Origin of the sequence: Trichocoleus sp. FACHB-46 (assembly GCF_014695385.1) — a bacterium.
Taxonomy (GTDB): Bacteria; Cyanobacteriota; Cyanobacteriia; order FACHB-46; family FACHB-46; genus Trichocoleus.
Genome location: NZ_JACJOD010000006.1, coordinates 156,219 through 179,955 on the forward strand (window position 1 = coordinate 156,219; position 23,737 = coordinate 179,955).

The 23,737-nt window shown below is 49.6% G+C and carries 16 protein-coding genes; 1 reads left to right on the forward strand and 15 read right to left on the reverse strand.

Going from position 1 to position 23,737, the window contains the following annotated elements; all coding sequences use genetic code 11:
- Positions 1–7: 7 nt before the first annotated feature.
- Together H6F72_RS01045 and H6F72_RS01050 are read right to left on the reverse strand one after the other, a co-directional pair.
- Complete coding sequence (locus H6F72_RS01045) at positions 8–1,999, reverse strand: FHA domain-containing protein (RefSeq protein WP_242016721.1); 1,992 nt, start codon at positions 1,997–1,999, stop codon at positions 8–10.
- A gap of 23 nt (positions 2,000–2,022) precedes the next feature.
- Complete coding sequence (locus H6F72_RS01050; protein WP_190431180.1) at positions 2,023–2,595, reverse strand: FHA domain-containing protein; 573 nt, start codon at positions 2,593–2,595, stop codon at positions 2,023–2,025.
- A gap of 424 nt (positions 2,596–3,019) precedes the next feature.
- Between H6F72_RS01050 and H6F72_RS01055 the strand changes: the two genes are divergently transcribed.
- Positions 3,020–3,220, forward strand: a complete 201-nt coding sequence (locus tag H6F72_RS01055) for a hypothetical protein (RefSeq protein WP_190431181.1) — start codon at positions 3,020–3,022, stop codon at positions 3,218–3,220.
- On the opposite strand, the gene H6F72_RS01060 is transcribed toward H6F72_RS01055, so the two are convergent.
- The 13 genes from H6F72_RS01060 to H6F72_RS01120 all read right to left on the reverse strand — a co-directional run bounded on the left by H6F72_RS01060 (position 3,183) and on the right by H6F72_RS01120 (position 23,604).
- A complete protein-coding gene (locus tag H6F72_RS01060) occupies positions 3,183–4,820 on the reverse strand; it encodes an acetolactate synthase large subunit (RefSeq protein WP_313930017.1) in 1,638 nt (545 codons plus the stop codon). The genes H6F72_RS01055 and H6F72_RS01060 overlap by 38 nt on opposite strands.
- Before the next feature lie 22 nt (positions 4,821–4,842).
- Entirely contained in the window at positions 4,843–6,210 is a 1,368-nt protein-coding gene (locus H6F72_RS01065; protein WP_190431183.1) for an NAD-dependent succinate-semialdehyde dehydrogenase, read from the reverse strand.
- 461 nt (positions 6,211–6,671) lie between these two features.
- Positions 6,672–7,091, reverse strand: a complete 420-nt coding sequence (locus H6F72_RS01070) for a hypothetical protein (RefSeq protein ID WP_190431184.1) — start codon at positions 7,089–7,091, stop codon at positions 6,672–6,674.
- 377 nt (positions 7,092–7,468) lie between these two features.
- Positions 7,469–7,684 carry a hypothetical protein gene (locus H6F72_RS01075; protein ID WP_190431185.1) on the reverse strand — a complete coding sequence of 72 codons (216 nt, stop codon included), beginning with the start codon at positions 7,682–7,684 and terminating at the stop codon, positions 7,469–7,471.
- Between the two features lie 186 nt (positions 7,685–7,870).
- Positions 7,871–10,786, reverse strand: coding sequence for a zinc-dependent metalloprotease (locus H6F72_RS01080; protein ID WP_190431186.1), 2,916 nt, complete (start codon positions 10,784–10,786; stop codon positions 7,871–7,873).
- Between the two features lie 157 nt (positions 10,787–10,943).
- The gene (locus H6F72_RS01085) at positions 10,944–13,373 is read right to left on the reverse strand and encodes a GH116 family glycosyl hydrolase (protein WP_190431187.1); all 2,430 of its coding nucleotides are present in this window, start codon (positions 13,371–13,373) and stop codon (positions 10,944–10,946) included.
- 60 nt (positions 13,374–13,433) lie between these two features.
- Positions 13,434–15,020: a hypothetical protein gene (locus tag H6F72_RS01090; protein ID WP_190431188.1), complete on the reverse strand. Its 1,587-nt coding sequence runs from the start codon at positions 15,018–15,020 to the stop codon at positions 13,434–13,436.
- 68 nt (positions 15,021–15,088) lie between these two features.
- Positions 15,089–16,738 (reverse strand): hypothetical protein, encoded by a 1,650-nt coding sequence (locus H6F72_RS01095; protein WP_242016722.1) that lies wholly within the window; start codon positions 16,736–16,738, stop codon positions 15,089–15,091.
- 114 nt (positions 16,739–16,852) lie between these two features.
- Positions 16,853–17,839 carry a glycosyltransferase family 2 protein gene (locus tag H6F72_RS01100; RefSeq protein ID WP_190431189.1) on the reverse strand — a complete coding sequence of 329 codons (987 nt, stop codon included), beginning with the start codon at positions 17,837–17,839 and terminating at the stop codon, positions 16,853–16,855.
- A gap of 36 nt (positions 17,840–17,875) precedes the next feature.
- Positions 17,876–19,693, reverse strand: coding sequence for a DCC1-like thiol-disulfide oxidoreductase family protein (locus H6F72_RS01105; RefSeq protein WP_190431190.1), 1,818 nt, complete (start codon positions 19,691–19,693; stop codon positions 17,876–17,878).
- A 58-nt stretch (positions 19,694–19,751) separates the two neighbouring features.
- Positions 19,752–21,092: an NAD(P)/FAD-dependent oxidoreductase gene (locus H6F72_RS01110; RefSeq protein ID WP_190431191.1), complete on the reverse strand. Its 1,341-nt coding sequence runs from the start codon at positions 21,090–21,092 to the stop codon at positions 19,752–19,754.
- Positions 21,093–21,178: 86 nt separating this feature from the next.
- The gene (locus H6F72_RS01115; protein ID WP_190431192.1) at positions 21,179–22,141 is read right to left on the reverse strand and encodes a hypothetical protein; all 963 of its coding nucleotides are present in this window, start codon (positions 22,139–22,141) and stop codon (positions 21,179–21,181) included.
- Positions 22,141–23,604 carry an MBOAT family protein gene (locus H6F72_RS01120; protein ID WP_190431193.1) on the reverse strand — a complete coding sequence of 488 codons (1,464 nt, stop codon included), beginning with the start codon at positions 23,602–23,604 and terminating at the stop codon, positions 22,141–22,143. Before H6F72_RS01120 ends, H6F72_RS01115 begins: the two co-directional genes overlap by 1 nt.
- Between the last annotated feature and the right edge of the window lie 133 nt (positions 23,605–23,737).

Consider the following 23,737-nt stretch of genomic DNA (forward strand, 5'->3'; position numbering starts at 1 on the left):
GTGGCTGTTAAGAGGGAGGTTGCCCAATCATCCACTTGAACCACTGACTCAGCGATCGCACAGGGTGTAAGCGTTGCAAACTAGGAGCGCGCATTTTTGCTAAGTCTGCCACTGCGCAAAGAGCCGCATATTGTAAGCCTAAGAAACTATCGACTGCTGCATAGGGGCCACCTAGCGTCATCGCTCCCGCTGCATACATGCGCCCTCGACCATTCCGCATTTCTACCAGCTCAAAATCATTAGCTACACTCAAGCGACCTAACGGGTTGAGCGGCAAACTGTACTGCGTCACCAAATCATCTAGAAGCGGGTTTGTTTTGACCTTTGCTTCTAAACCCGTGGCATCAATGACAAAATCTGCTTCCAAGCGCATCTGCCCCTTCAAGTTTTGTTCTTGAATGTAGGTCACAGGGCGATCGCGATCGTCTCGTTCTACCCGTTCGACTTCCCCAAAAGTAATTTGATACCAACCTTGACTCAGCCCCTCTTCTACCATGCGTCGCCAATCTCCGCGATCGGCTGTAGTCGTGCCACCCCAAACTGCTAAAAGACTCTGCCGCTGTTGCGGATCGGCTTGCTCTAGCATGGTTCGCAGCTCCCCGCTCCAGCAAGCTTTCGGCCAATTGAACGGTTGAAATTCGTAATGATTTTCGACGTGACGTTGGGCGAAGCCAAACTTGTTGCCTTGCGGTTTGGGCGAGCGCATCAAATGCAAAACCGCAATGTGAGGATTTTTTTGCCGCGCTTCGTAGAGCCGCTGCACAATCCGCGAGGCTACAATCCCCCGCCCTCGAATTAATACAGTGCCCCCCTGCCGTTCCAAGTGTTCATACACATGGTCGTGATTTTCGTAAGCATTCACCACCGATTCAAAGTCTTTCGTTTGCTCGCGATAAGCTTGCAAGTCAGGCAAAAACTGAATCGCGGGATATCCGGTGGCAAGTTGCACATAGCGGGCCACCAAGAAGGCATGATCGCGTTGCTGCGAGGTTGAGCGAGAATAGGCGATCGCGTACCGTCCATCATTGGTTTTGCGAATTCCCCGCACCCGCCCGTAGAGAAACATTTGCTCCCAACCGATCCGTTTAGCTTCGCGATCGAGAGATGCAAAGACATTGCTAGCCCGTGGGGTATAGGTTTCAGCAAAGGTTGGCTCGGCAAATACCTGCCACAGATATTTTAGTGCTAGAAGGAGTCTGCCTTTGCTCAAGTCGTGCCAAGCTTCCCGCAACGCATAGCTGGGCCAGCCCCAAATATTGTCCGGGCAAGAATCAGAGTTGGAGCGCAGCCGTTCATGCGAGGGAATCTGAGAGTTGAGGCAGAGACGTTGATAGCGAGCATAGGGCTGAGGCTCCATGCCTAAAGCAATAATTTGGGCTGTGTGGACTCCACAAATCCGCAACAAATCAACCCAGCAGAAGCTACCTAACCCTGCTCCGATCGCAGCGTAGTCAGTTTCTTGAACGGGTAACCCTGTGGCAAACAAATCTTGTACTGAGACTTGCTGATTTTGGAACAGAGCGGGTGGAAAAGAGGCATCAGCTAGATTGACCTCTGCGGGACTCGGCAACTCTGTGACGGCAAAACGAGGATCAGGTAACTGAGTTGCCGCCAGAGAAGGTGGAGTTGAAGGAGATGCGGCAGGTGCAGGAGGAGTGACGGCGAAGGAAATGGCGATCGCATAGGGGCCAATCTGGATCGTGTCGCCGTTGGCCAAGAAACTGCGATGATGCAGCACTCCGTTGACTAGCGTGCCATTAATGCTGCTTTGATCGGTCACGACTAAGCCATCTGGCTCGAAGGTGATCAAGGCATGGAAGCGGGAAATATCATCACTAGCTAGAACAACTCGGCAAACTCGTTGTTCTCCCATCAGAGCGGGCATGTGAGCAAATTCTCGTCCTAGAGCGATCGGCACCGTCAAAACTGGCGATCGCCGCTCCCCTGTGACAGGTTCTTCCCAGCTCAATTGAATTTGGAATGGTGCAGCCCCCATCATGGGCAACTCCTATCACCTGATGGCTACGTTGGCGCCAGTATGACACTGACTGCCGCTGCTAAGGAAGCCCCACACCAATGACACCCTGCCGCTACATGCTCATAGGCCAAAACTTGGTGGCATTTGGGGCACTCAAGGCCGTAGACAGCACTAGCTACCGGAACCACAGCGGGCAATGAACTGGAAGCAGGAGTGGGAACAGGAATAAGAGCAGGAATCATAGGAGTGGCAAAAAACTGGGGTGTTAAAAGCAGCGTGGCCATAATTGGCGCGATCTCAGTAACGGTCAGATCTATTTGGCCTAACCTAATCTGGCTACCTACCTTGAGCGCTGCCTCGCCCTGCATCAAAGGCAAACCATCAATTACAGGAGGATTTTGATCTCGCAGATTGCGCAAATAATAGTGCTGCTGGCGCGGTTGCCAGAAAATCTCAACATGCAAACCAGAGACAGTAGGGTGCGATAGTATCCAATCACAGCGTTCTGGATCACGCCCAACCCGGAAACCGCCCGCATTCTTGGTAGGTTGAAAGGGATGCAGCGTTTGAGTTTTGGTCAGACCTGACTCAGTCCAGGCGAAGGTGATTTCGTACATCGTCCCAGCTTTTAATGACTTGCTATCAATTACCTCAGCTGTAGTGGGGGCAATTCCCTATTCTGTTTCGCCAGATTTATGAAATAGCTAGGATTTACAAGTCTGATCTTCTGCCTAACTTTGTGTTTTCTAATGAGTAAATTTGCTTATCAAAATTCGGCTGACAATCTTGATATTGTTTTTTTGCAACGCAATAAAAGCAGCGGATTATTTTCTTGTTTAGGTAGAGCAATCCTAGATGGGGTGCACCTCCCACAACCCATCAAATTGATCAATCATTTAGGATTGCTATATTTCTTTCAGATAGAAAAGTACAAAATTCTTCTGATTGTGATGTGTCTCACAGCAAAATTAATTAAATCTTTATTAAATATCAAAGAGATTAACTCAGTCCGTTGTTGTAGCTTTTCACGGAGCATAACTTATGGCTACAAGTGGCGCTCCCAAACGAGACAATATTAACCAGGATGAGGTGACTAAGTTTTGGGGGCGCGAGATGACAGACCTCGCCCCCCGAGAAAAAGAACTGGTGGTGATGCTCTGGCAGAAGCTCAAGCAACGCCGTCAGAACCCGTCCAAGTCACCAACTACATCGCACAGCTTAGATCTCCGGCTTTTTGGGTAAAGCGCAGATTTTCGCTGTAGTCCACTGGGCAATCGATCACGGCTGGGACATCCTGAGCTAAAGCGGTTTTCAAGGTGGGAATCAAATCGGTTGCAGATTCAACTCGGTAGCCTTTCAAGCCCATGCTTTCAGCCAGCTTGACAAAGTCAGGATTGGTGAATTTGACAAAGGCAGAATGGCCATAGTAGTTCTGTTGCTTCCATTCGATTAAGCCATAGCCACCGTCGTTAAAGATGATGGTGACAAAGGCGGTGCCGACTCGTAGCGCGGTTTCTAGCTCTTGGCAGTTCATCATAAAACCACCATCTCCAGTTACCGCGACTACCTTACGGTCTGGGTGCACCAGCTTAGCCGCGATCGCGCCTGGAATGGCAATGCCCATCGCCGCAAACCCATTGGAGATAATGCAGGTGTTAGGGCGATCGCAGTGGTAGTGCCGCGCCATCCACATTTTGTGTGCACCCACATCGGAGATCACCACGTCCTCTGGCCCCATGACTTGCCGTAGGTCGTAGACTAGCTTTTGGGGTTTAATGGGGAAACCATCATCCTTGGCATACTGCTCGTAGTCAGCTTGAATGTCTGCCCGTAAGCTAATGGCATAAGGCTCTGGCTGGCCTTGGCGGTTAGAGCGCTTCAATATTTCTTCTAGGGAATCAGAAATATCTCCCACGACATCGGCGATCGGCATATAGCTGCTATCAACTTCTGCGGTGGTTTCGCCAATATGCACAATCGGAATCGTGCCGTTGGGGTTCCACTTCTTGGGTGAATACTCGATTAAGTCGTAACCAATCGCAATTACTAAGTCAGCGCGATCGAAGCCACAACTGATGTAGTCGCGCAATTGCAAACCCACTGACCACAAAGCTAAAGGATGGGTGTAAGGAATCACCCCTTTGCCCATAAAGGTATTCGCCACAGGAATGTTGAGTTCTGTAGCGAACTTAGTCAAGGTTTCGCTAGCATGCGCCCGAATTGCTCCGTTACCTACCAGAATGATCGGGTTTTTAGCATTAGCGATCGCCAATGCCGCTTGCTCAATGCTGTGGAATGAAGCGTAGACTTTCTCCATCGAGCACTTGGACAGGGGTTGCCCTGGAGCCGTCATGGCGGCAATATTTTCTGGGAAATCGATGTGAACGGCACCCGGCTTCTCGCTTTCAGCGATCTTGAACGCTTTGCGGACGATTTCTGGAGTGTTGCTAGGGCGAACAATTTGGGCGTTCCACTTGGTTACGGGCGCAAACATGGCCACTAAGTCGAGGTATTGGTGCGACTCAATGTGCATGCGATCAGTGCCAACCTGCCCAGTGATAGCAATTAGCGGAGCACGATCTAGATTGGCATCTGCCACACCAGTCATCAAGTTGGTGGCACCAGGGCCGAGGGTGGAGAGGCAAACTCCCGCTTTCCCCGTCAAACGACCATAGACATCTGCCATAAAAGCAGCGCCTTGCTCGTGACGAGTGGTGATGAACTGAATTGAGGAATGGCTTAAGGCTTCCAGCATGTGGAGGTTTTCCTCACCGGGTAAGCCGAAAACGTAGCGAACTCCCTCATTTTCTAGGCACTTAACCAACAGTTCAGCAGTGTTGATTTGACCTGTCGTTTCACCCATGTCATTTCACCCAAACGGTTTTGATATTGACGAATTCATGAATGCCCTGAATGCCTAACTCTCGCCCATATCCCGATCGCTTAATGCCACCAAAAGGCAGGCGCGGATCGGATTTGACAAGCCCGTTAATAAATACAGCACCCGCGTCTAGTTCTTCGATCAGGCGGCTTGATTCGTCTGCGACTTGGGTCCAAGCACTGGCTCCCAAGCCAAAAGAAGTGCTATTAGCGAGGCGAATCGCTTCATCGATATCTTTCACCCGAAATAGCAGTGCCACCGGACCAAAAAATTCTTCTTGGTCGGCAGGGGTACCAGGGGGAAAGTCGGTGAGAATTGTAGGAGCGTAGAAATTACCAGGGCGCTCTTTTATAGGATGCCCACCCACTGGCGCTCTTGCACCTTTTTCTAGGCAAGCCTGTACCTGCTGGTCTAAATCTTGCAGGATGCCAGGGGTAGCTAAGGGACCAATATCAGTGTCGAGATTCATGGGGTCGCCGACTTTCAGCGCCTGATACTGCTCGACTAAGCGGCGCTCAAACTGATCGGCGATCGCCTCAGCAATAATAAAGCGCTTGCCAGCAATGCAAGATTGGCCGTTGTTCATGAGGCGCGCAGTTACAGCAGTGGTCACTGCTGCCTCTAGATCTGCACTCTCTAAGACAATAAAAGGGTCACTGCCACCCAACTCCAATACCGTTTTTTTGATTTGTTTCCCACAAGCAGAGGCGAGACTAGCGCCTGCATGTTCGCTTCCCGTTAGGGCGGCTGCTTTGACGCGATCGTCAGCAACTAGAGTCGCCACGCGATCGGAACCGATCAGCAGCGTTTGGAACACTCCAGCTGGAAAACCAGCTTTATCAAAAACGTCTTGGATGGCTAAGGCGCACTGGGGCACGTTTGAGGCATGTTTAAGCAAGCCAACATTTCCGACCATCAGAGCAGGTGCGGCAAAGCGGAAAACTTGCCAAAAGGGAAAATTCCACGGCATCACCGCGAGCACTGCCCCAATGGGTTGGTAGCGCACAAAGCTCTGACTGGCATCGGTTTGAGTGGGTACATCCGCCAAAAATTCTGCGGCATTTTCTGCGTAGTAGCGGCAAACCCAGGCGCATTTCTCTACTTCAGCGATCGCTGACTTGAGAGTTTTGCCCATTTCCAGGGTCATGATTTTGCCGAAGTGTTCTTTGTTCGACTCCAGAATCTGCGCGGCGGCTTGCATCCATTCCGCCCGTTGCGCGATCGCAGTTTTTCGATACTGCTGAAAGGCTTGGTCTGCTTGCTGAAGTTTAGCTTCTAGTTCTGCGTCTGTAAGGGGTTCAAATGTCTTGAGCGTCTCTCCCGTGGCTGGGTTAATCGTTGCGAGCCCCATATCCAACCTCCCGTTGAACACAAATGAGGTAGCTCATCTAGCTCACCTTTGCTAACTCAAATACCCCAAGTGCCTCAAGTGTCTGATTCTGCTCAATTCATAGACGCTCAATGCGTAAAAACAGACACGGAGCCAGCAGTTCTAAAAAATTCTCAGCTTTCGCAGCGTGTTGAGAAGAGGTTTATCTGCTGTAAAGAAATGGCAATCAGTTGGATACTTGGAGGGTAAGAGATTAGTCAATGTGCTTACTAAATCAGTTGTGTAGCTACCAGCTGCTAGCACGAGTCTAACAACAAATTTCTTGAATGGCGGATATTGAGCCCTTGATCCCTATCCCAAGTAGGAGACAACCTCCAACCCGGAGGCCAGAGGTTGTTTGATCAAGATGCAGATCTGGTAAATCGAAATTAGCGTTACCTGGCAAGGCAAGATCTGAGCGGAGACCTAGGTTTCGTAAACGCTTACTTTACGGTGTTGATCTCAACTGAAGTAGAAGTCTGACTGGTGGAAGTTGTAGTCGTTGAGGGCGCAGTTGTAGAACTGGAGGGTAGCTGCGGTAGGCCTGTGCAGGCATTTGGCACTTGCCCTGCTAAACGTTGCTGCTTTTTAGCTTGGTTGAGTTGATGCACATACTGAGCCCGCGCTTGACCGCGCAGTTTTCCACCTTTGTTAGAACGTAGGTTAGCAGCCTTACCCTCAGCGCTTAAAGGGCTTTGTTGACAAATTGGCTGAAGATTTGGATCGGTTGAGCTAGGCTGCTCGGAGATTTTCTCTGTTTTTTGCGGCTTCTGCTGCTTTTGGGGTTTGCCTTTAGCCATTGCAGGCATTGTCACGGTGGCGAGGCAGACAATGATCAGGCCCGAATACAATAATTTCTTCATGATTGTCTGGGGAAACTTAAGAATGGGTGATGCTCTAGCAATCGCGAATTGCAGCGGGAACGAAGCCTGAAACCTGAACGAAAGGAAGCGAAATCTCCCTTATGCAAGAATGGACGAAGTATAAATTTATACTGTTCCTGAGGAGTAAAAAATTGCAGAAGTTGCTCTTGTCTGGAAGCCTCGGTCTATGAGTAAAGGCTCAGAGTCCAAGATTCAGTATGCCCAACTTCGCAGTAAAAAATAATCGCCGCTTTGTCTAGGGGGATGACAAAGGGCGATCGCTAGAAAGTATTTAATTTGCAATTGTGGGTGAATCTTGGTTGAGGCTGCCTTAAAGCCTGAGTGATGGTTTCTGGCGTTGCTGCGATTGAGTGTACTTACACACCGGCTGATTCATCGTTAACAGAAGAATCTGAAGCATTCCAATCAACGCCCCAAGAGTAAGCAAGTAGCTCCGTCCAGCTTTCAGCATCGCCATCAATGGCTCCAAAGCTGAGAAATGGATCAAAGGCACCCGCAATATCGAGTGGGGAGTCTTGCTCAGGGAATTTGTTTTTGTCTAGAAGTGCAGTTGGCTTGGAGTCTGCAAACATGGTCTTCTCTTGAATTCATCATTCCATGTCAGCCCATGAAGTGTCGTGACACGAACTTGAGCCAATAGATATTTCTAAAGATGCGCCAAGACTCCGGACAAATCCTGTCTCGAAAGGCTAACGTGCTCCCCTTCTGAGGTTCAGTATAAATTGAGGGGAGCTGTCATGCTTACGGAGGACAAGCACTCAGTTAGTTTGCAATTGAGCTTCTAGGGTTTTAGCAATGCGATCGCGGGTTTCCTCTAAGTGAGCTTTGGTGTATGTGTCTAGCTTGCGGCCTTGTTTGCGTAAGGTATCGCTCAGCGAGCCATGTAATTGTCGTAGCTCATACCATGCTAGGGTTCGGGCATCTTCTGGAGCTTCCCGCTTCCGCAGCACCATCGCAGTTAAGAGATTCAGATGCTCGCGTTGCAGGGCGCGATTGAGGCTGGAGAATTTCATCGGCTGGTCACTAGGCCGCACCACTCCTTGCCAAATACTGGTTTGAATGGTGTCAAATAGTTCTGGCAGCGTTAAAGCTTTTCCAGCCTCGGTTTTGAGCTCTGTATCTTGCAGTCGGCTGAGGCGATCGGCAGAGAGGAGATCTCGCAGCACAATGCTTTGGAGAAACAAGACGCGATCGTGAATGGGATAATCCAGATTGAACACTGGAACGTTGGTGCCCCAATGGTTCCAGCGTGAAGGAGCTAACTTGTTGAGGAGTTGGGGCGAGAACTGGAAGGACTCTTCATTGAACACATATTTCTGGACCAAGGCTAAGGCTTGCCGCTGTTTTTCCACCGGAATCGGTTCTAACGGTAGACGGCCAGCCGCATCTCCCCCGTGGTAACGACTTAAGGATTGACCACCGATAAAGTTGTTGGCATTGAGGGCGTAGCCCAAGTAGTAGAAAAAGATGGTGTCGAAGACGTCCCGAACTTCGCTATAGCTTTCTCCTGCTACGGGATAACGCTTATCGAGCCGTTTCCACATTTCACGAGCGTTGTCCATCTGCCATTGTGAGTAGAGCAAAACATCGCCACTCAAATCAAAGGCGTTTACCTCTGGATCGAGACCTGCGATGACGTCTTCGTCGGTGGCATAGGCTAGGTGAGCTTGCGGAGCGCGTTGGGCGATCGCTTGTAACCCCCGAATTTCTGCCTGCGGCACCGTCGCGATAATGGGTTTGTAACCGTACTCGATCGCCCACTCATCGTAGGGACCGACCACCTCAGTAAAATAGTCGCCCTGCTTGCCGCCTTGAGGAGCTAGGTTAGCAGCGTTGTAGTCCATCACCGAGGCAACTAGGCCCTGAGATTGGGTGAGTTTAGTATTGTTCAAATCTTGGGGCGGAACCATTGTGCTGCCGTGGAAATTATGCCGCAACCCCAATGTATGCCCGACTTCATGAGCAATCAGCTCTCGCATGAACTGATGGATATATTTCTGCATTTCCGCTCCACTGGGCATGGCGTTTTGCAACAAGGAGAGGGAGAGGTGCCCAGCGGCAAACTGGTGCGCTAGCTCCATGCCATAACAAGCATCCTGCTCGTGGGTTTGCTGCACGATCCGAGCGACCGCAGGGGGAATGGCAGGCTGAGCGATCGCAGAGTCAGATTGCATGGCCCGCAAGTAACGAGGCTGCACTCCGCCTAGGGCACACAAGTTTTTGGCAGTGGCTGGGCCAGAAGGCTGACCAGAAGGTTGGCTTTGGGACACCAAGGCCTGAAAACCTTGCTTGAGATAGCGAATGAAGTTGCCATCGACAATAATGTCAGCGTCGAGAATTTCGCCTGTGAGCGGATTGACGCGAGAAGGCCCCATCGCAAAGGCGCTGTCGAAGGAGTTGAACCAGCGAATCGTGTTATAGCGAATGTCCGCAGGGTCCCAAGTGGCGTTGTCAGGCATCTGCTTGACTTCGATCGCATTCAGGAAGCCAATTTTCTCAAAGGCCCGATTCCACATCAGTACGCCTTCTTGGACTGCCTCGCGGTACTCCAGCGGCACTGTGTTCTCAATCCAAAAGACAATCGGTTGCTTGGGAGGTGACAGAGCTGCGTCAGGGTCTTGTTTCTGTAAATCCCAACGGTTGATGTAGCGAACAAAAGGTTCTCGGCGGTTGTCATCGGAAAAATCTTGATAAGCCGTGATGAAGTAACCCACGCGATCGTCTGCAATCCGAGGTCGATAGGGATTGTTTTTGGGCAACTCCGAGAAGCTGTAATGAACTCGCAAGGTCAAGGCGCGGCTGTCAGGTAACGCATTGATATAGGAGGGAGCACCCTCTCCGCCTCCGCCAGAAAAGCCATACACTGACTCAATTTCCACATTGAACGGAAACGCCTTAGCTGGACCGAAGTAAGACTTATTGGAATCGATGCTGTAGGGGCTTTCTAGCATCCAGCTTACGACTGGAGAGAGGCTGGCAAAGTCATTGAGCAGGAGGGGGCCTAAATCCACCAAGACAGTCTTGCGTTTGGGATGGATACTTTTGATCGGTAAGGACGCGAGGACAGAATCACTAAAGGATCGGTCAAGGGATCGTTGGAGTGGATCACCAGCGCGGGTGCGGAAATAGGTGTTGGGCACCACGAAATGAATGTTCTGATTGACTCGGCGAAACTGAAAGAGAAAGTCTCCGGTGGGCAAGCCACTGTAGAGTCCGCTTTCTCCAATTCCAGATTCTAAAGTCATTGTGGCCAAGAAGTTTTGGTTCAACTGTCCTGGCTTGATTTCAGCGTAGAGTTTACCTGTCTCTTTGTTGCGATAGAGGGTAAACAGTCCGCTGATTTTTTGAGTTTTCTTAATGACTTTATCAAAGGGTTGCAGATCGGGTAGGTCTGATGCCTCATCTGCATCTTCGGAGGAATCGTCCGATGCGGCGATCGCGAAGGGCTTGGAGTTAACCAAGCTTTCAGCATTTCCCCCTGCCTGATCCAAAGCCTGATCTATGGTTGGCTCGACCAGGGGTTGGATAGTGGCTGGATCGCTCGTTACGAGTGTGGAGTTGGGTGCGATCGCTGCATTGGTGCTGACATTGGGTTCGTAAGCCTGGACTAGACCCATTCCTAAAAATAGAAATAGGCCACAGAGAAAAGCGATATAGAACGAAAACTTTTTCATTTCACCCACTGCGCCCCTACTGCCAATGACGAAAAGGTAAACGGTGCGGGAGGGTAGGGAGAAACTCCTGCACCATTAAATGAAGCATTCATACTAAAGCTATCCCCAAATAACGGGGGAAATAGCGCAAATTCAAACAATCTACGGATTGTCCTAACTAGGACTCTGTATTGAATTCAGTCAGCACGCCATAGATCGCCCAAATTGCCATCGCTCGCAAATAATGGCTCGCTCGGAACGTACCATTCGCAGTGATGGCTTCGGGTGTGCGGAATTGCAAACCATGAGTATAGATTTGCTGGACTACTGCCTCGGTGAGTTGGAATGCTTCAGCCTTCCTCTCCATCTGCAGCAAAAAAGCAGCGAGTCCGAAGTTAATTCCAGTCCAAACTTCCAATGGATGGGTGGCTTGGGGGTTTTCGGGAGAGCCATCGGGTTTGACTCCATTGGCTGCTCCAAATTTCCCCTCAAAGAACTTCAGGAAGCAGGCTTCGTAGACGGTGTTTAAGGCTGAGCGGGCGCAGTCTAGAGGGACGACATCTGGCAAGCTGAGCAACCGCGCGTAGAACTGACCACAGAGTTGGTCGGCCATCACTACATCCGAGCCACTTTCACTGTCGAGGCGGTAGTATTGACCATTCCAGAGTTTGGCTTGGTAGAGGGGACGTGCTTGAACCAGCCAAGTTTGATAAGTTGCGATCGCCGCTTCAATCTCCGCATTAGAGGTATCTGTGTGCTGATGAATCAAAATCTGGCCAATCGCGATCGCGGCTTCCAGGGCAGCGATCCATAAAGCACCGCAATAAGCACTAATTCCCTGTAAGCGCCAATCATCAAAGGTTTGGTCGGGAGCACCGGAGTTTTCCGGGATGCCATCGCCATCAAGGTCAAAGGTTTTGAGATAAGCCAACGCAGCTACAACCGAGGGCCAACATTCTTCTAAGAACTGAATATCATTGGCTCCGGTTAGCAGGTAATCCCGGTAGACCTGCAAGACAAAATCGGAGGGCAAATCTTTCCAGAGGTTGCAGTCTTGGTAGCTGGTGTAGTTGGTTTTCTCCCAGACATGCTCGTTTGGTGCGCCTAAATCGTGAGGAGTGGCGTTGGCAATTTTTCGTAATGCGGTAGGGCTTTCTGCGCCAATGGTGTAGTAGTAGCCAATCACACGAGTGCGATCGTCAGTGGCAGGAATAGCGCGGGCAAAAGCTCGGACCACAGATTTTTCTAGCCCTGGCCACAGCATCAGCAGCCCGAAGGAGCCATACAACCGCACATCTAAGCTTTCGTACCAGCGGTAGTCGATACACTCTAGAACTGCAAACTGGCCAATGGGGTCGCGATCGCTTGCCGCACTCCATAACGCTCCGCCATCCGTGAGGTCGTACAGCTCATTAAACAGGGCCATCTTGAACCAGTCGGGCAAATCGGCTCGCTCTAGAATCGATTGCTGCCACGCTTGAATTTTGGCGTTCCAGTCTTCGTAGTGCTTGAGCGCTGTCCGAGCCATTGACCAAGCATTTTGCCCACTGCGACCAAAGAAATCGGTATAGCGGCGGTAGTACTCTACCCCAGCCGCAAATTCAGTAACGGGGAAGTCCCAGGCCAACACAAAGGGAATCTGGCGCGACTCACCTGGGGCAAGGGTAAACCGGATGGCGATCGCTGCGCCGACTTGCTCTCCTGCGGCAGCAGGAGTCTCGTCGCTACAGTCTGCCAAAGAACCATCTTGGGCAAAGGTCTGCCAAACGTCGGCTCCATCTCCCACAGAGTTCCAACGAGTGTGGTAAAACACTTCTGAGGTGTAAGGAGGTGCGAGAGAAGCGATCGCCCACTGGCCCTCTCCTTCCTGCGGGTTGGCGTTAGGGTCTCGCCCTGCTCGGTCTAACAAGCACCCCACCCGATGACGATCCACCACCCATTGGTTAAAGTTACCTTGGCTATCGCTTAAGCGCGGCTGGTACTCATACACGGGACTGCCATCATCCCGCACCCGGATATCGGGTGACTTGTTGGCATTGGTAAACCAACCCACCATGTTTTGCCAGGTCAGCATGATGCTGAGAGTGATTGGTTGATCAGTGGGATTATGGGCAGTCCATTCAAAAACCGCGATCGGATAACTGGCTTCCTGGTAGTTGTGCGCCCATATTGGTGAGAACTGCTGGCAGGTTAATTCGGCTTGAAACACACCAGAATAGACGAACCAACTTCTGGGATAGAGCGCGTGATAGGTGCCAGATTTTTGGGGGTACCATTGCCACTCGCTGAGGCTACCGTCTGTAGGGGGTTCGGTGCAGAGGGCGTAAGCTTGAGGAGTTGCTGTGCCAACTTGCTCGAAAACACTAAACTGGCAGGCTGAAATCGATTGAAAAACGTGTTCTCCGCCGTCGATGTGCCAGAGATTGAAGTCTCCCCGTGAGGAACGACCGATACACCCAGCCCCAAAGCCGCCTAAAGGCATGCCATGCCAGGGACCATCATCTAAATTGCTAGGGTAGCGAACGGTGTAAGGCTTGTCCCAACCTAGACCAATAGGCCGTTGCCAAGCACAAGCAGGAATTGCTGAAAGAGGATGCTGATTCGTCATCTCCCGATTTTAGAGGCTGCTGCCCCACTTGAAAATTCGGGAGTTGAAATTGTGGAGAATTTACTGAAAACGATACACAGAAGTCGTGGGTGTTTCCCAGAGTAGCGTTGCATTTCCTGAAAAGGGTTTAGTCGGCGCAACCTTAAGCGCAGGCCACAAATTATCTTCTAAAAACTGGTAGTAAAACTTGGAATGTAGAGCATAACTGCCTGGTTGACACTCAGCGGTAATCTTAAAAGATCTCTTGGTAATGTATTTGTCAAGATAACGGTATGGATGATTAACTTTTCTCCATCCTCTGATGTTGCGATCGCAAATCGTGGAACCAGCAGGTAATTGATTCAATACCTCCACCATTTCTTGCGTTGTAATTACCCGATTGGCTCCATACTTGCCAGACATGTACTCATAATCCATATTGAGATTGATGCCAATTGAAACCACGATGCCTAATAGCAAAGAGAAAATCGTAATATTGTCAACCAGGGTTTTTGACTGGGAATTAGTGTCAAATGCTGCAAGGCTGAGAACAGTAAAGATAATCGGACTAAATAAAATCGGCATTTTAAAGTGGATGGGATACACACCTGTATGGTTAGAAGCGGCGTAGAAATAGACCAACCAGGTGAACGCTAAAAAAACAAAAATAGTTTTGTTGCCTTTAAGCTTAAAGCTACCTAGGATTAAAACTAAAAATAAAAATGTAATGGCAATGATAGTAAAGAGCCAAGAAGCATTTAGAACATAAGCTTGTCTGCCCAATTCTGCATAGTTGAACAGAATTCTGCCGATTTTCTCCCAGGGTGTATAAGCTTGAACTTCTCGATTGGAATTGAAGACAGTGAGGAGGATTTCCTTTGTATTTACCCAGCCACGGCTGACTTCACCTTTCCAATAAGGCAACAAGCAAACGATTGCCGATATGACGGAAATAAGGGGCCATAAGCACTGGCGCGATCGCTTCCGATTTTTAGCAATAAATAAAATAGAGCTGGCAATGAAAACGACAGGCATCACAAACATGGTGCTGGAGTGAAGACTAGCCAGAATCGCTAAAACCACGCCATAAGCTGCCCAGGAAAGTATTTGAAGCTTCGTAGAAGCGTTACCTTCTAGCTGAAATTGGTAGAGTAGTGCAAAACAAATTAAAAAGAATGGAATTGGACTAGGGTTCCATTCATAGGTGTTTAAATAAATATCAACAAATAAGCTGCTATACCAAAATCCTGCTAAGCCTGCCAAAAATAATCGTTTTGTTGGAGGCAAATTTTCTAAAAGCTGGTAAACCAAATAGATCAGCAGTGGAATGGATAAAAAAGAAAATAAAGCATTAGGTAGGGCTTGAAAAACTGGCTCAGGTCCAAAGATGGTAAACGGAAACACCAAATAATAATAAAGTGGCAATGTGTTGAAACCGCCAATTGAAGAGGCTGGTCCCAAACTGGGCCAAACTCCTTGCCACATTTGCATGTAGATATTGGCATCTCGAACTTGGTCGGGAGAGAATCCTACATCAAAAGTGTTGTACTGAAACACACTCACCACTCGGCTAAAGAAGCCAAAACCGATCGCTAGAAGAATGAGAATTTTTCCAGCTAATTCGGTTGGATTGGCTGTGTGCGTGAGGAGCAGTTTTTTAAGTCTCATTGCTAGCTCAAACGTTATGAGTGATTTAGGTGTTGATGTAGAAGTTAACCCTGTGAACTGAAGATGATTTAAGCAACTGGAATGAACAGAGGCCGAAGATACAAGACTGTACTAACGATCGCGATTGCTACCACAACTCCCCATATCACCCATAAAACCCTAGCGATCGGTGCTAGCGTTGGCTGAGTATTGGCTTGCTGACTGAAACTAAAGGGCAGAAGGCTGATTACGTTATATTCCTTCAGATGATCACTGATTTTTGGGGGCAGTTGGCTTGGACAGCGATTGGAAATAGAGCTATTGGCTAAGCAGGCAACATTGATCATCCGCTGCCCTAGACGGAACTGGAGGCGTGAGCCTGGTGCGCCTACTAGGGTCTGGGTTTCCTCCATTTGTCTGGGCATTGCCACTGAAGTGAGTTGAATTGCGATCGCTAAAACAATCAAACCCCGCATTACCCAAGCGGTGAGTCTTCGGCTATGCAGTAACCGTTGAATAAAGAGGGCGAGCAGAGGAATCAGCAAGAGATGGACGGAGGTGACGTGGTATCTCGCTCCCCAAGCCGCATCTCCATGCCAAAACACAAAGCGACTGTAGGCCAAGAGATGCAACCCTAAGTTGATTACGCCAGCGACCAAGTAAAACTTGATAAATGGATGCAATTTTCGCCAAAGCAACACTCCCAGAACTATGCAGGGGATGAGGAGGGGGTCATAGAGAAAAATGCTTTTAGCGGGAGAGAACAGCGCTCCCAAAATACCGATGGAGGGATGATTGATTAACGGATAATTAGCTGGTAAATCTGGCAAGCCCTGCCATAAAGGATCGGTCGTGAGTTGTTGTTGCTCGACAAATTTACCAGTCGCCCAAAAGTTACCATACCGCCAGTAGTCTAGAATGCGGCTCAGCAGGGCTAAGGGTAAAAAGCCCACAAACCAGAGGCAGACAGCTTGTGCAGTTTTAGCAGGATTACGGCTTTGGTAAAACTCACAACTGGCTAAAAAGAGTAAGACGGTGACGACGTGTAAGGTGCTGGTAGAGCGAATCAGTAAGGCTGCGCCTAAAGCTAGACCACTCAGAAGCACAAAGTAACGTTGTCGATGGTGTATGTAAGCCAAAGCAGCAGCGTATCCGAGCGTCACCAATAGTAACAACTGATTGTTATGTTGCGGGATTTGGGCGTAATGCAACATTGTTGTCGTGAGGAAAAGCGTGGCACTGGTCAGTCCAGCAACTTGGTCGTCAAAGTTAAACAGACGCAGCAGCCAGAAACAGGCCACAACGGTAGCGGCATTCAGGGGAATAAAGATCAGAAAGTTAACGGCTAAGGTGCGCCATTGCCAGGAAGCGACCGCAGGAAAGAGCCGATGCAGTTGTGTGCCAACCCAGTCTCCGGGCAACATCAACATTGACTGCCCCACTTCATAGGCGATATACCGCTTTCCACCTGTGCCCATGACGCCAAAACGGATATCTCCTCTGACTTTGGGCGTCATGTCAGGCGTGATAATAACTTCTTCCGTTCCGGTCCACCAAGCATGAGCCATTTGTAGCCGCAAATCTGTGTCTAGCCCTATCGTGTCTGAGGTGACAGCGATCGCCCAGAGCGAAGTGATCAGCGCGATCGTCAGGATGGTCTTGACGGCAGTTTTTCCAGCCAATCTTGGTGGCGTATCTTTGGCCTTAGTGAGCTTGCCGAGTGGGCTGAGCCGTTGCATGTTGGTGCGCTCCAGTAGATCTCAGGGGGCTAGAACTTTGATGTAGTGGATGATGCAGTTAAGTTTTGAGTTCTGGCTGTGATGTTGTAAATCTGTGCCAGGTTTAATCTCGCCTTACTGATGGATCAACTCAGAGGTGCCTGGGGCTGGATAGGATAAATAAACCATGCGCTTGGCTTCCCGTCGTCCTCTTGCTACGGAGTCCAAGACCATGCCACAGGTCAGGCTCAGAAAAGCCAGCAGCATAACTGAGGCGGAGAGGATGGCTGTCGGAAATCGCGGCACTAATCCTGTGGACAAGTAGGTGCTCACAATTGGCACACTCAAACTAATAGAAGTGAGGGCTAAAAGGAGAAAAATCAGACTGAAGAATAGGAGCGGTCGTATCTCCTTAAACAGCAGCAAAGCGGTCCCGACAATCCGCCAACCATCACTAAAAGTTTTCAGCTTGCTGGTAGAACCGGGCGGCCGAGATTTATACCAGGTCGGTTCTTCCGCAAAAGGCATTTTTAGTTCTAGGGCGTGAACTGTAAACTCGGTTTCAATTTCAAAGCCATTGGATAGTGCCGGGAAGGATTTGACAAACCGCCGCGAGAAAACCCGATATCCCGAAAGCATGTCGGAAAATCGAGCACCGAATAGCATCCGGACAAAATAGGTCAACATCAGATTGCCACCACGATGCCCGAGCCGATAGGCGGCTAGTTCGCTAGGGGTACTCCGGCGCATGCCCACCACCATATCTAATTGATGCTCCAGTAAGCGAGCAACGAGATGCCTGACGGCTCCAGCTTCGTAGGTGTTGTCGCCATCTACGATCACATAGATGTCGGCTTCAATGTCAGCAAACATCCGCCGCACTACATTGCCTTTGCCAGGAATCGGCTCATAACGCACGATCGCGCCTGCTGCATCTGCGATCGCGGCTGTATCATCTACTGAGCGATTATCGTAGACGTAGATTTTGGCTTCTGGCATCGCGGTTTGGAAATCCGCAACCACTTGGGCGATCGTCAACGCTTCGTTATGACAAGGAACTAAGACCGCCACACTAGATGTCAGGCGAGCTGTGGGCTGAATGGTAGGAAACTGTTGCAGCATGAGCGGATGTCCTTTTGACGTAAATGATTCGTGGGGCTACGAACAGGACTGTTGCCAAGTTGTTTTTTGATCCACTGGCTGGGTTTGGCCACGAGGAACGGTTTTCTCGTTTATAAAGTGGATTTCAAAGTTTTTTAGTTGCTTCAGCCCTTGATGGCGGCCATTCCAACGACGACAGAGATACTCGCCATAGTAGGGATATAGTTTCTTGCCGATACCTCGATTCAGGTTAATGAAATAGGTACGCCATTGCATGTTGTGATAGATGGCGTTGCGCGTCTGCACAGTCGGTTTTTCATAAGAAACAGCGCTGCCATCTTTAAGCAAATCAACTTGTGTGCCATCAGCAAGCTGACCGGGAATCACATACCAACCATCGTCTCTAGGAGGAGAAGGCGCAAAGATACTCCACGATTGATCGAGACGAGTGACGCGGCTAATCCAATCTACAGAGTTGAGCGTTCTCCGGTTAAAGACTTCGGGAGCAAAGCTGCGTAGATTCCAGATAAAGGTATAGGCAAACAGCAGTAGCGTAATTAGATTCAAGGGACGAGGCGATCGCACCTCTATCGGGCGGAACTTGAGGGGTTTGGTAAACTTCCCAGCCGTGCGGCGATTGGAAGCAACGGTCTCGTAGAATTTAGTGCCAACTGACATCACAGGCCGCCAGCGCAGCACCGGAGTCAAGAACTTGAATACAGGAGATAGAGAGCAAATATAGGCGATCGCTTCAAACTTATAATGTCTGCGTTCTTGCCAATCGACGACCACCCAGGAATTGTAGGTTTGCATATCTGCAAAGATGGTGGGATCTTCCTGTGCCATCAGTAAGGGGATATTGGGTAACAGGAGAAAGGTGCGGAGGAGATGGACTACTTTCTTGCAGAAGCCACATTCGCTGTCGTAATAGATCCGCAATCCTGCTCGTTCTGGCGTGTACAGGCGTTTGCCCCAACTGTCCCAAACCTCACTGGGGATGAACACTAACCAGCAAAAAACACTTAAAACTGGAAAGATGCCGATCTGAAGACTGAGACCAAAACCGATGTGCAGCGAGATAAACGTGAGAATGGTAGCGCAGCGGAACCAAGTCGTGCGGAACGGCACGAAGAGAAATAAAGGCCCAATCCACTCCAGCCAGAGTGTGCTTAAGGTAAAAAAAGTGAGTAAAGGTGGGAACTTGAGCAGAAATTGACCAAAATGAGTTGCATACTGGTCAAAGCTCAAAGCATAGTAAACTGCGTTTCCTTGCGGCCACCAAATCGGGCTAGTGGTTTTGAAAGCGGCGGAAAACCAGTAGACAAAGCAGATTTGTAAGGTGAGCGCCAGAGTTGCCCCAGATAGTACCCGTTTGGGTAGCGGTTTAGGAGAAGTGTTGAGGGCGCGCTCAATGGAGTAGTAGGCTCCCAGCGGTAGAAACATGCACCAAAATAACAGCGCTCGCAACACATCATCAGCCGCGAAGATTAGCGCTGGATTGCGGTTATGGAGGGAGACGACCAAGGCCCAAGAGGCGATCGCGGCAAGGCGAGTTTGGTAGCCTACCAAGAGCGCTAAAGCCATACCGCCAGCAATAAGGAAAATCAACGCTTGCACGAGGGGTTGACCGCTGATGGCATGAATGGACCAATAGCCTGGTTTCCACAATTCCTCTGTTAAGAGCGATCGCGGCAACACACCTGCATCGGTGTAGTGAGCTACTAGATCTCCCGAACGAATGAACAAATCTGTGAGCAGCAGTAGGGCGATGCCGATGCGAAAGAGAGCCAAGGAACGTAGGTCTAAGCCAAACAGTTCTTCTAGCTTGCTCCTAGTTTTGATTAAAGATTTAGATTTTTGCGCCTCAGCCACCATACTTCAACCTCAGAAAAATCTTTTGTTAAGTTCGCGTTTAGAGATCTCGTTGTTATTTTTAGTAGGGCAAACGTCGGGGATAGTGAGCCACCGTTCTTCGCGATCGCCTGGTTAATCGCTGCCAAGCTTGGCGCACAGGCTGTCGGGTTGGGGTGGGCAACCAGCGCAGGAGACCACTCGCCAGCCAATGCCCCATGACTCGCAAACGATGGCGCAGCGTTGGCATGCGCTGGAGATAAATCCAATGGCGCATTACACAGGCGATCGCACCTTGTAAGGTAAGACCAAAGCTACAGACCACAGCGGCGTTGGTACCCAGCGTTAACATCTCTCCTAAATGGAGATAGCGAAAGGAAAGCAGTGGCTTCTCTGTGATTACAGCGCGGAGATTACGAGCAGCACAACTGGCTTGTTGGTAAGCGGCTTGAGCAGTCGCCGGAACCAGTTGTCTTCCCGCATCTTGAATCGCGGCTAAATCTCCCAGAGCAAATACCTCTGGATGATCTACAAGTTGCAGTGTGGGTAACGTCAGCAGTTGCCCTTGAGCGTTTTGTTGGCAAGGGAGATTCCGGACCCAATCAAGCGTTTGGGTGCCAGCAGTCCACAGCACTAAATCTGTATCTATCGTGTGGGTTTGTTTTTGCTGGGTTAACGTGATGTGGTTGGATGCGATCGCCTCAATGCCAGTTTCTAGCTCAACCTGTATCCCTCTCTGCCGTAAGGCTTTGTAAGCGGCTGCTCGACTAGCACCTGAAAAAGTTTTGAGGATGCGATCGCCCCGCTCAATCAGCCGCACTTGACCTCTACTCGTGAGGCGATCGGCTAGTTTACAAGCAAGTTCTACCCCGTTTGGTCCACCGCCGATGACAGCGACTCGAATTTGGTGTTGCCTGGACGCTTCTAGAAACCGCAATCTCTCTTTCAAATGCACAGCATCTGCCAAGGAGCGAAAGGGAGAAGCATGTTCTACAGCGCCAGGGATGCTACCTAAGCAAGTTTCTCCGCCTACCGCCAAAACTAGATAATCATAGGTGAGAGAGTCACCATTACAGAGATAAACATAACGAGCTGTTAAATCAATGCTAGAAACGGCTTCCTGGCAAAATTCAACCTTGTTATGCGCCAGCAGTTGTCGATAGGTCGGTGCAATTTCCCAAGCCTGTAGTTCACCTGTCACCAATTCATAAAGCAGCGGCGTAAATAGAAAATGATCTTTCGGTTCAACCAGAGTGATTTGATAGTTTTTTAACTGCGATCCTAGGGTGCGCTGCAAATATAAGGCTGTATAGAGTCCCCCAAATCCTCCTCCCAAAATACAAATTTGTACCGGACCTCGACCCGGACGTAAAACGGAAGGGGTTTCAGGTTGATCTGCAAGCCTATTTTTTTTGCAGTACATTATCTTTTCCACCAATAGGGTTAGCAGCGCTGACAGCCTGAGGGAGCAGAACGGATTACTCTTAGCTCTGTTGCAAAGGGCGATCGCTATTGCGAAGGTTGATTGATCGGTGATGATGCAATTTGATCTCCCATCACTTGCTTAAATTGTTGGGCTAGCTCGACCGAGCGTATTCTTCTAGCAGGTTGATTGAGGTGGTAATGGGTATCGGCAAAAAAGCTAGAGTCTGTTTTGAGATTGAAGGAAGTTGGATCGTGAAGCAGCGGTGCGATCGCCGCTAACTTAGTTGCTGTTTTCTGCACATTCTCAATCGTCTGTGGGTCATCACTGGCATAGAGCCAAGGTAGTCCCAAGACTAAAGTGGCTCCTTTGGCTTCTACTTCTTGGCGAAACTGCACAATTCGTTGGTAGGCGTAGTCGGAAATGGGAGCCTTAATTTTCATCTGCCACCACTTAGACTTGGTGCGCTGCTTCAATACCGTGGGGTCGCCATTCTGGGTAATAGGGTCGGAGTAGTAACCTGTCAGCTTGCCTTTCTCCACCACATCTAGAGAGGATTTGGTCAAAGCTCGCAAAGTTGGGGCTCCCACCATCAACGTGTCTTGAGCCAGTTGCTGAGTAGGAATCCTGCCTAGCCCAGGCTTGCCGATCGCGATGCCAAACTGCCCAGAGCGATCGCCAAAGCCATCCTCATCTAACAGCAGTAGATATTCAGGGATCAGCAGCACCACATCTCCGGGCCGAATCTTATCCTTGACGCTGGGGAGAATCACATCTAAACCAATTGGGCCATCCAAGCCCAAGTTCAGCACAGGTCTCCCTAACTCTTGCTGCATCACCCCAGCATCAACCGTGTAGTGTGCCCCAGAGCCACCTAAGATCAAGACTCGTTTGGATTCCTGAACTTGATCAGCTAGTGCCATCTTTTGCTCATACATGATGCGTAGCCAGCTCAGTTCACCGCCATAGCGGGCGTTGTAGATGTAGCCAGCCGTCCAGGCTAAACCTGCGATCGCAACCCAACTAGTGAGGTTCAGAAGTTTCCGCATTAGAACTCAAAGTAGATAAACTGCGAGGGAGTATTGGCAGCCAGTAGAACCGTCAAAGCGAGTAAGGCTCGTGAGACCCAAGGAGAAGTGAGCAAGTCATATTCAGACTCACGTTTTTGCCAAACCGCTATATGTTCAAGTAACAACACTAAAGTTGCGAGTCCCAGGGTTAAGGCCAAGACGGTGGCTTCATTACCGCTGAAAGAACTAAAAGCACTGCCAATGTTGGCAAAAGAGTACGCTCCTGGACTGACCAGAGTTTGTAACTTGGTGGCTAAACGATGCACATTGGTCTCCATGAAAAACAGACATCCCAAGATGACTGAGCCAAAGGTCAAGATCCAGGAAATGAACTGAGGCATGAACAACCGCTGACCGACAAAGCTGTAAAAAGGCCGCCCCGCATAGCGCAGGACTAACAGCAGTAGACCGTGATAAGCACCCCAAAGGATAAAGTTCCAGGCGGCACCGTGCCAAAATCCCGAGAGAGTAAAAGTCAGAAACAAAAAGAAAGGTGCCCACTGTTTCCTAGAACCCATCAGGGGTAGAAACACATAATCTCGGAACCAAGTGCTAAGAGTGACATGCCAGCGTCGCCAGAATTCGTTAATGCTTTGGGAGGTATAAGGAGCTAGGAAATTGGTAGTGAGCTTGACTCCTACAAACTTGGCCAGACCCAAGGCCATAAAGCTGTAGCCAGCGAAGTCAAAATAAATCCTTAAAGTAAAGAGATAAGCCGAAAACCAGACTAGCCAAGCATTACCTGTCTCTTCTAGGTCGATATAGGGAGAGATGTTATCGGCAAGGACAAATTTCATGAATAGGCCCAGGGAGAGCCAACGTAGACCTGCCTCAAAGTTATCCAGCGTGAATTTAAAGCGAAACGCTTCAATTTGGGGGAAGAAATCGGCTCGGCGTTCAATCGGACCTGCAACAACTTGGGGAAAGAAGGAGACAAAGTTGACATAATCAACGATTCCAATGGGGCGCTTCTTCTTGCTGGTAAAAGAGTCAACCACAAAGGCAACCATCTGAAAGGTATAGAAGGAGAGACCCGGTGGAATCGCTCCCATGCCTGGGATTCCACCTTGCGCCTGCCAACTAGTAGCAACCCCCGGTAATAGCAGCCCTAGGACATCCTCTACAAAGAAGTTGAGGTACTTGAAGTAAGCAAGGATGGCAATATCGATCGCGACTAAGCTAGTGGCAATCATCTTGGCTTCCCATCCTTGGCGACGCAGCATCAGCCGTACCAGGATGTAGTTAAAAATAAGTTCGCAGGCAAAGATGATAAAGCTAGAGCGCGAGGCATTGACAAACAGGAACAATGACATCGCCGCTAAGCCAACACTGTCAAAAGAACCTCGCCAGAGGTTGAAGTATTGGCCAATCCAGCGAACCGTGAAAAAAGGAATACTAAAGAGTAGTAATACCCACCAGAAGGAGAACTCTGAGAAGTTCAATTAACCCATCCTCCCCAAGCTGCAATTCATCCGTTCCAAACCTTGACCAAGCTTGATTCAGAGATTGATCAGTAGAATCTGAGAGAGCCTTAAAAATCCCGCTTGGTTTACATCAGCCACACATTTAGGCTCT

Bases quoted from the DNA above. Each gene is read 5' to 3' on its own strand.
- H6F72_RS01045 (WP_242016721.1), bottom strand. From the start codon at position 1,999: ATGATGGGGGCTGCACCATTCCAAATTCAATTGAGCTGGGAAGAACCT.
- H6F72_RS01050 (WP_190431180.1), bottom strand. From the start codon at position 2,595: ATGTACGAAATCACCTTCGCCTGGACTGAGTCAGGTCTGACCAAAACT.
- H6F72_RS01055 (WP_190431181.1), top strand. From the start codon at position 3,020: ATGGCTACAAGTGGCGCTCCCAAACGAGACAATATTAACCAGGATGAG.
- H6F72_RS01065 (WP_190431183.1), bottom strand. From the start codon at position 6,210: ATGGGGCTCGCAACGATTAACCCAGCCACGGGAGAGACGCTCAAGACA.
- H6F72_RS01070 (WP_190431184.1), bottom strand. From the start codon at position 7,091: ATGAAGAAATTATTGTATTCGGGCCTGATCATTGTCTGCCTCGCCACC.
- H6F72_RS01075 (WP_190431185.1), bottom strand. From the start codon at position 7,684: ATGTTTGCAGACTCCAAGCCAACTGCACTTCTAGACAAAAACAAATTC.
- H6F72_RS01080 (WP_190431186.1), bottom strand. From the start codon at position 10,786: ATGAAAAAGTTTTCGTTCTATATCGCTTTTCTCTGTGGCCTATTTCTA.
- H6F72_RS01085 (WP_190431187.1), bottom strand. From the start codon at position 13,373: ATGACGAATCAGCATCCTCTTTCAGCAATTCCTGCTTGTGCTTGGCAA.
- H6F72_RS01090 (WP_190431188.1), bottom strand. From the start codon at position 15,020: ATGAGACTTAAAAAACTGCTCCTCACGCACACAGCCAATCCAACCGAA.
- H6F72_RS01095 (WP_242016722.1), bottom strand. From the start codon at position 16,738: ATGCAACGGCTCAGCCCACTCGGCAAGCTCACTAAGGCCAAAGATACG.
- H6F72_RS01100 (WP_190431189.1), bottom strand. From the start codon at position 17,839: ATGCTGCAACAGTTTCCTACCATTCAGCCCACAGCTCGCCTGACATCT.
- H6F72_RS01105 (WP_190431190.1), bottom strand. From the start codon at position 19,693: ATGGTGGCTGAGGCGCAAAAATCTAAATCTTTAATCAAAACTAGGAGC.
- H6F72_RS01110 (WP_190431191.1), bottom strand. From the start codon at position 21,092: ATGTACTGCAAAAAAAATAGGCTTGCAGATCAACCTGAAACCCCTTCC.
- H6F72_RS01115 (WP_190431192.1), bottom strand. From the start codon at position 22,141: ATGCGGAAACTTCTGAACCTCACTAGTTGGGTTGCGATCGCAGGTTTA.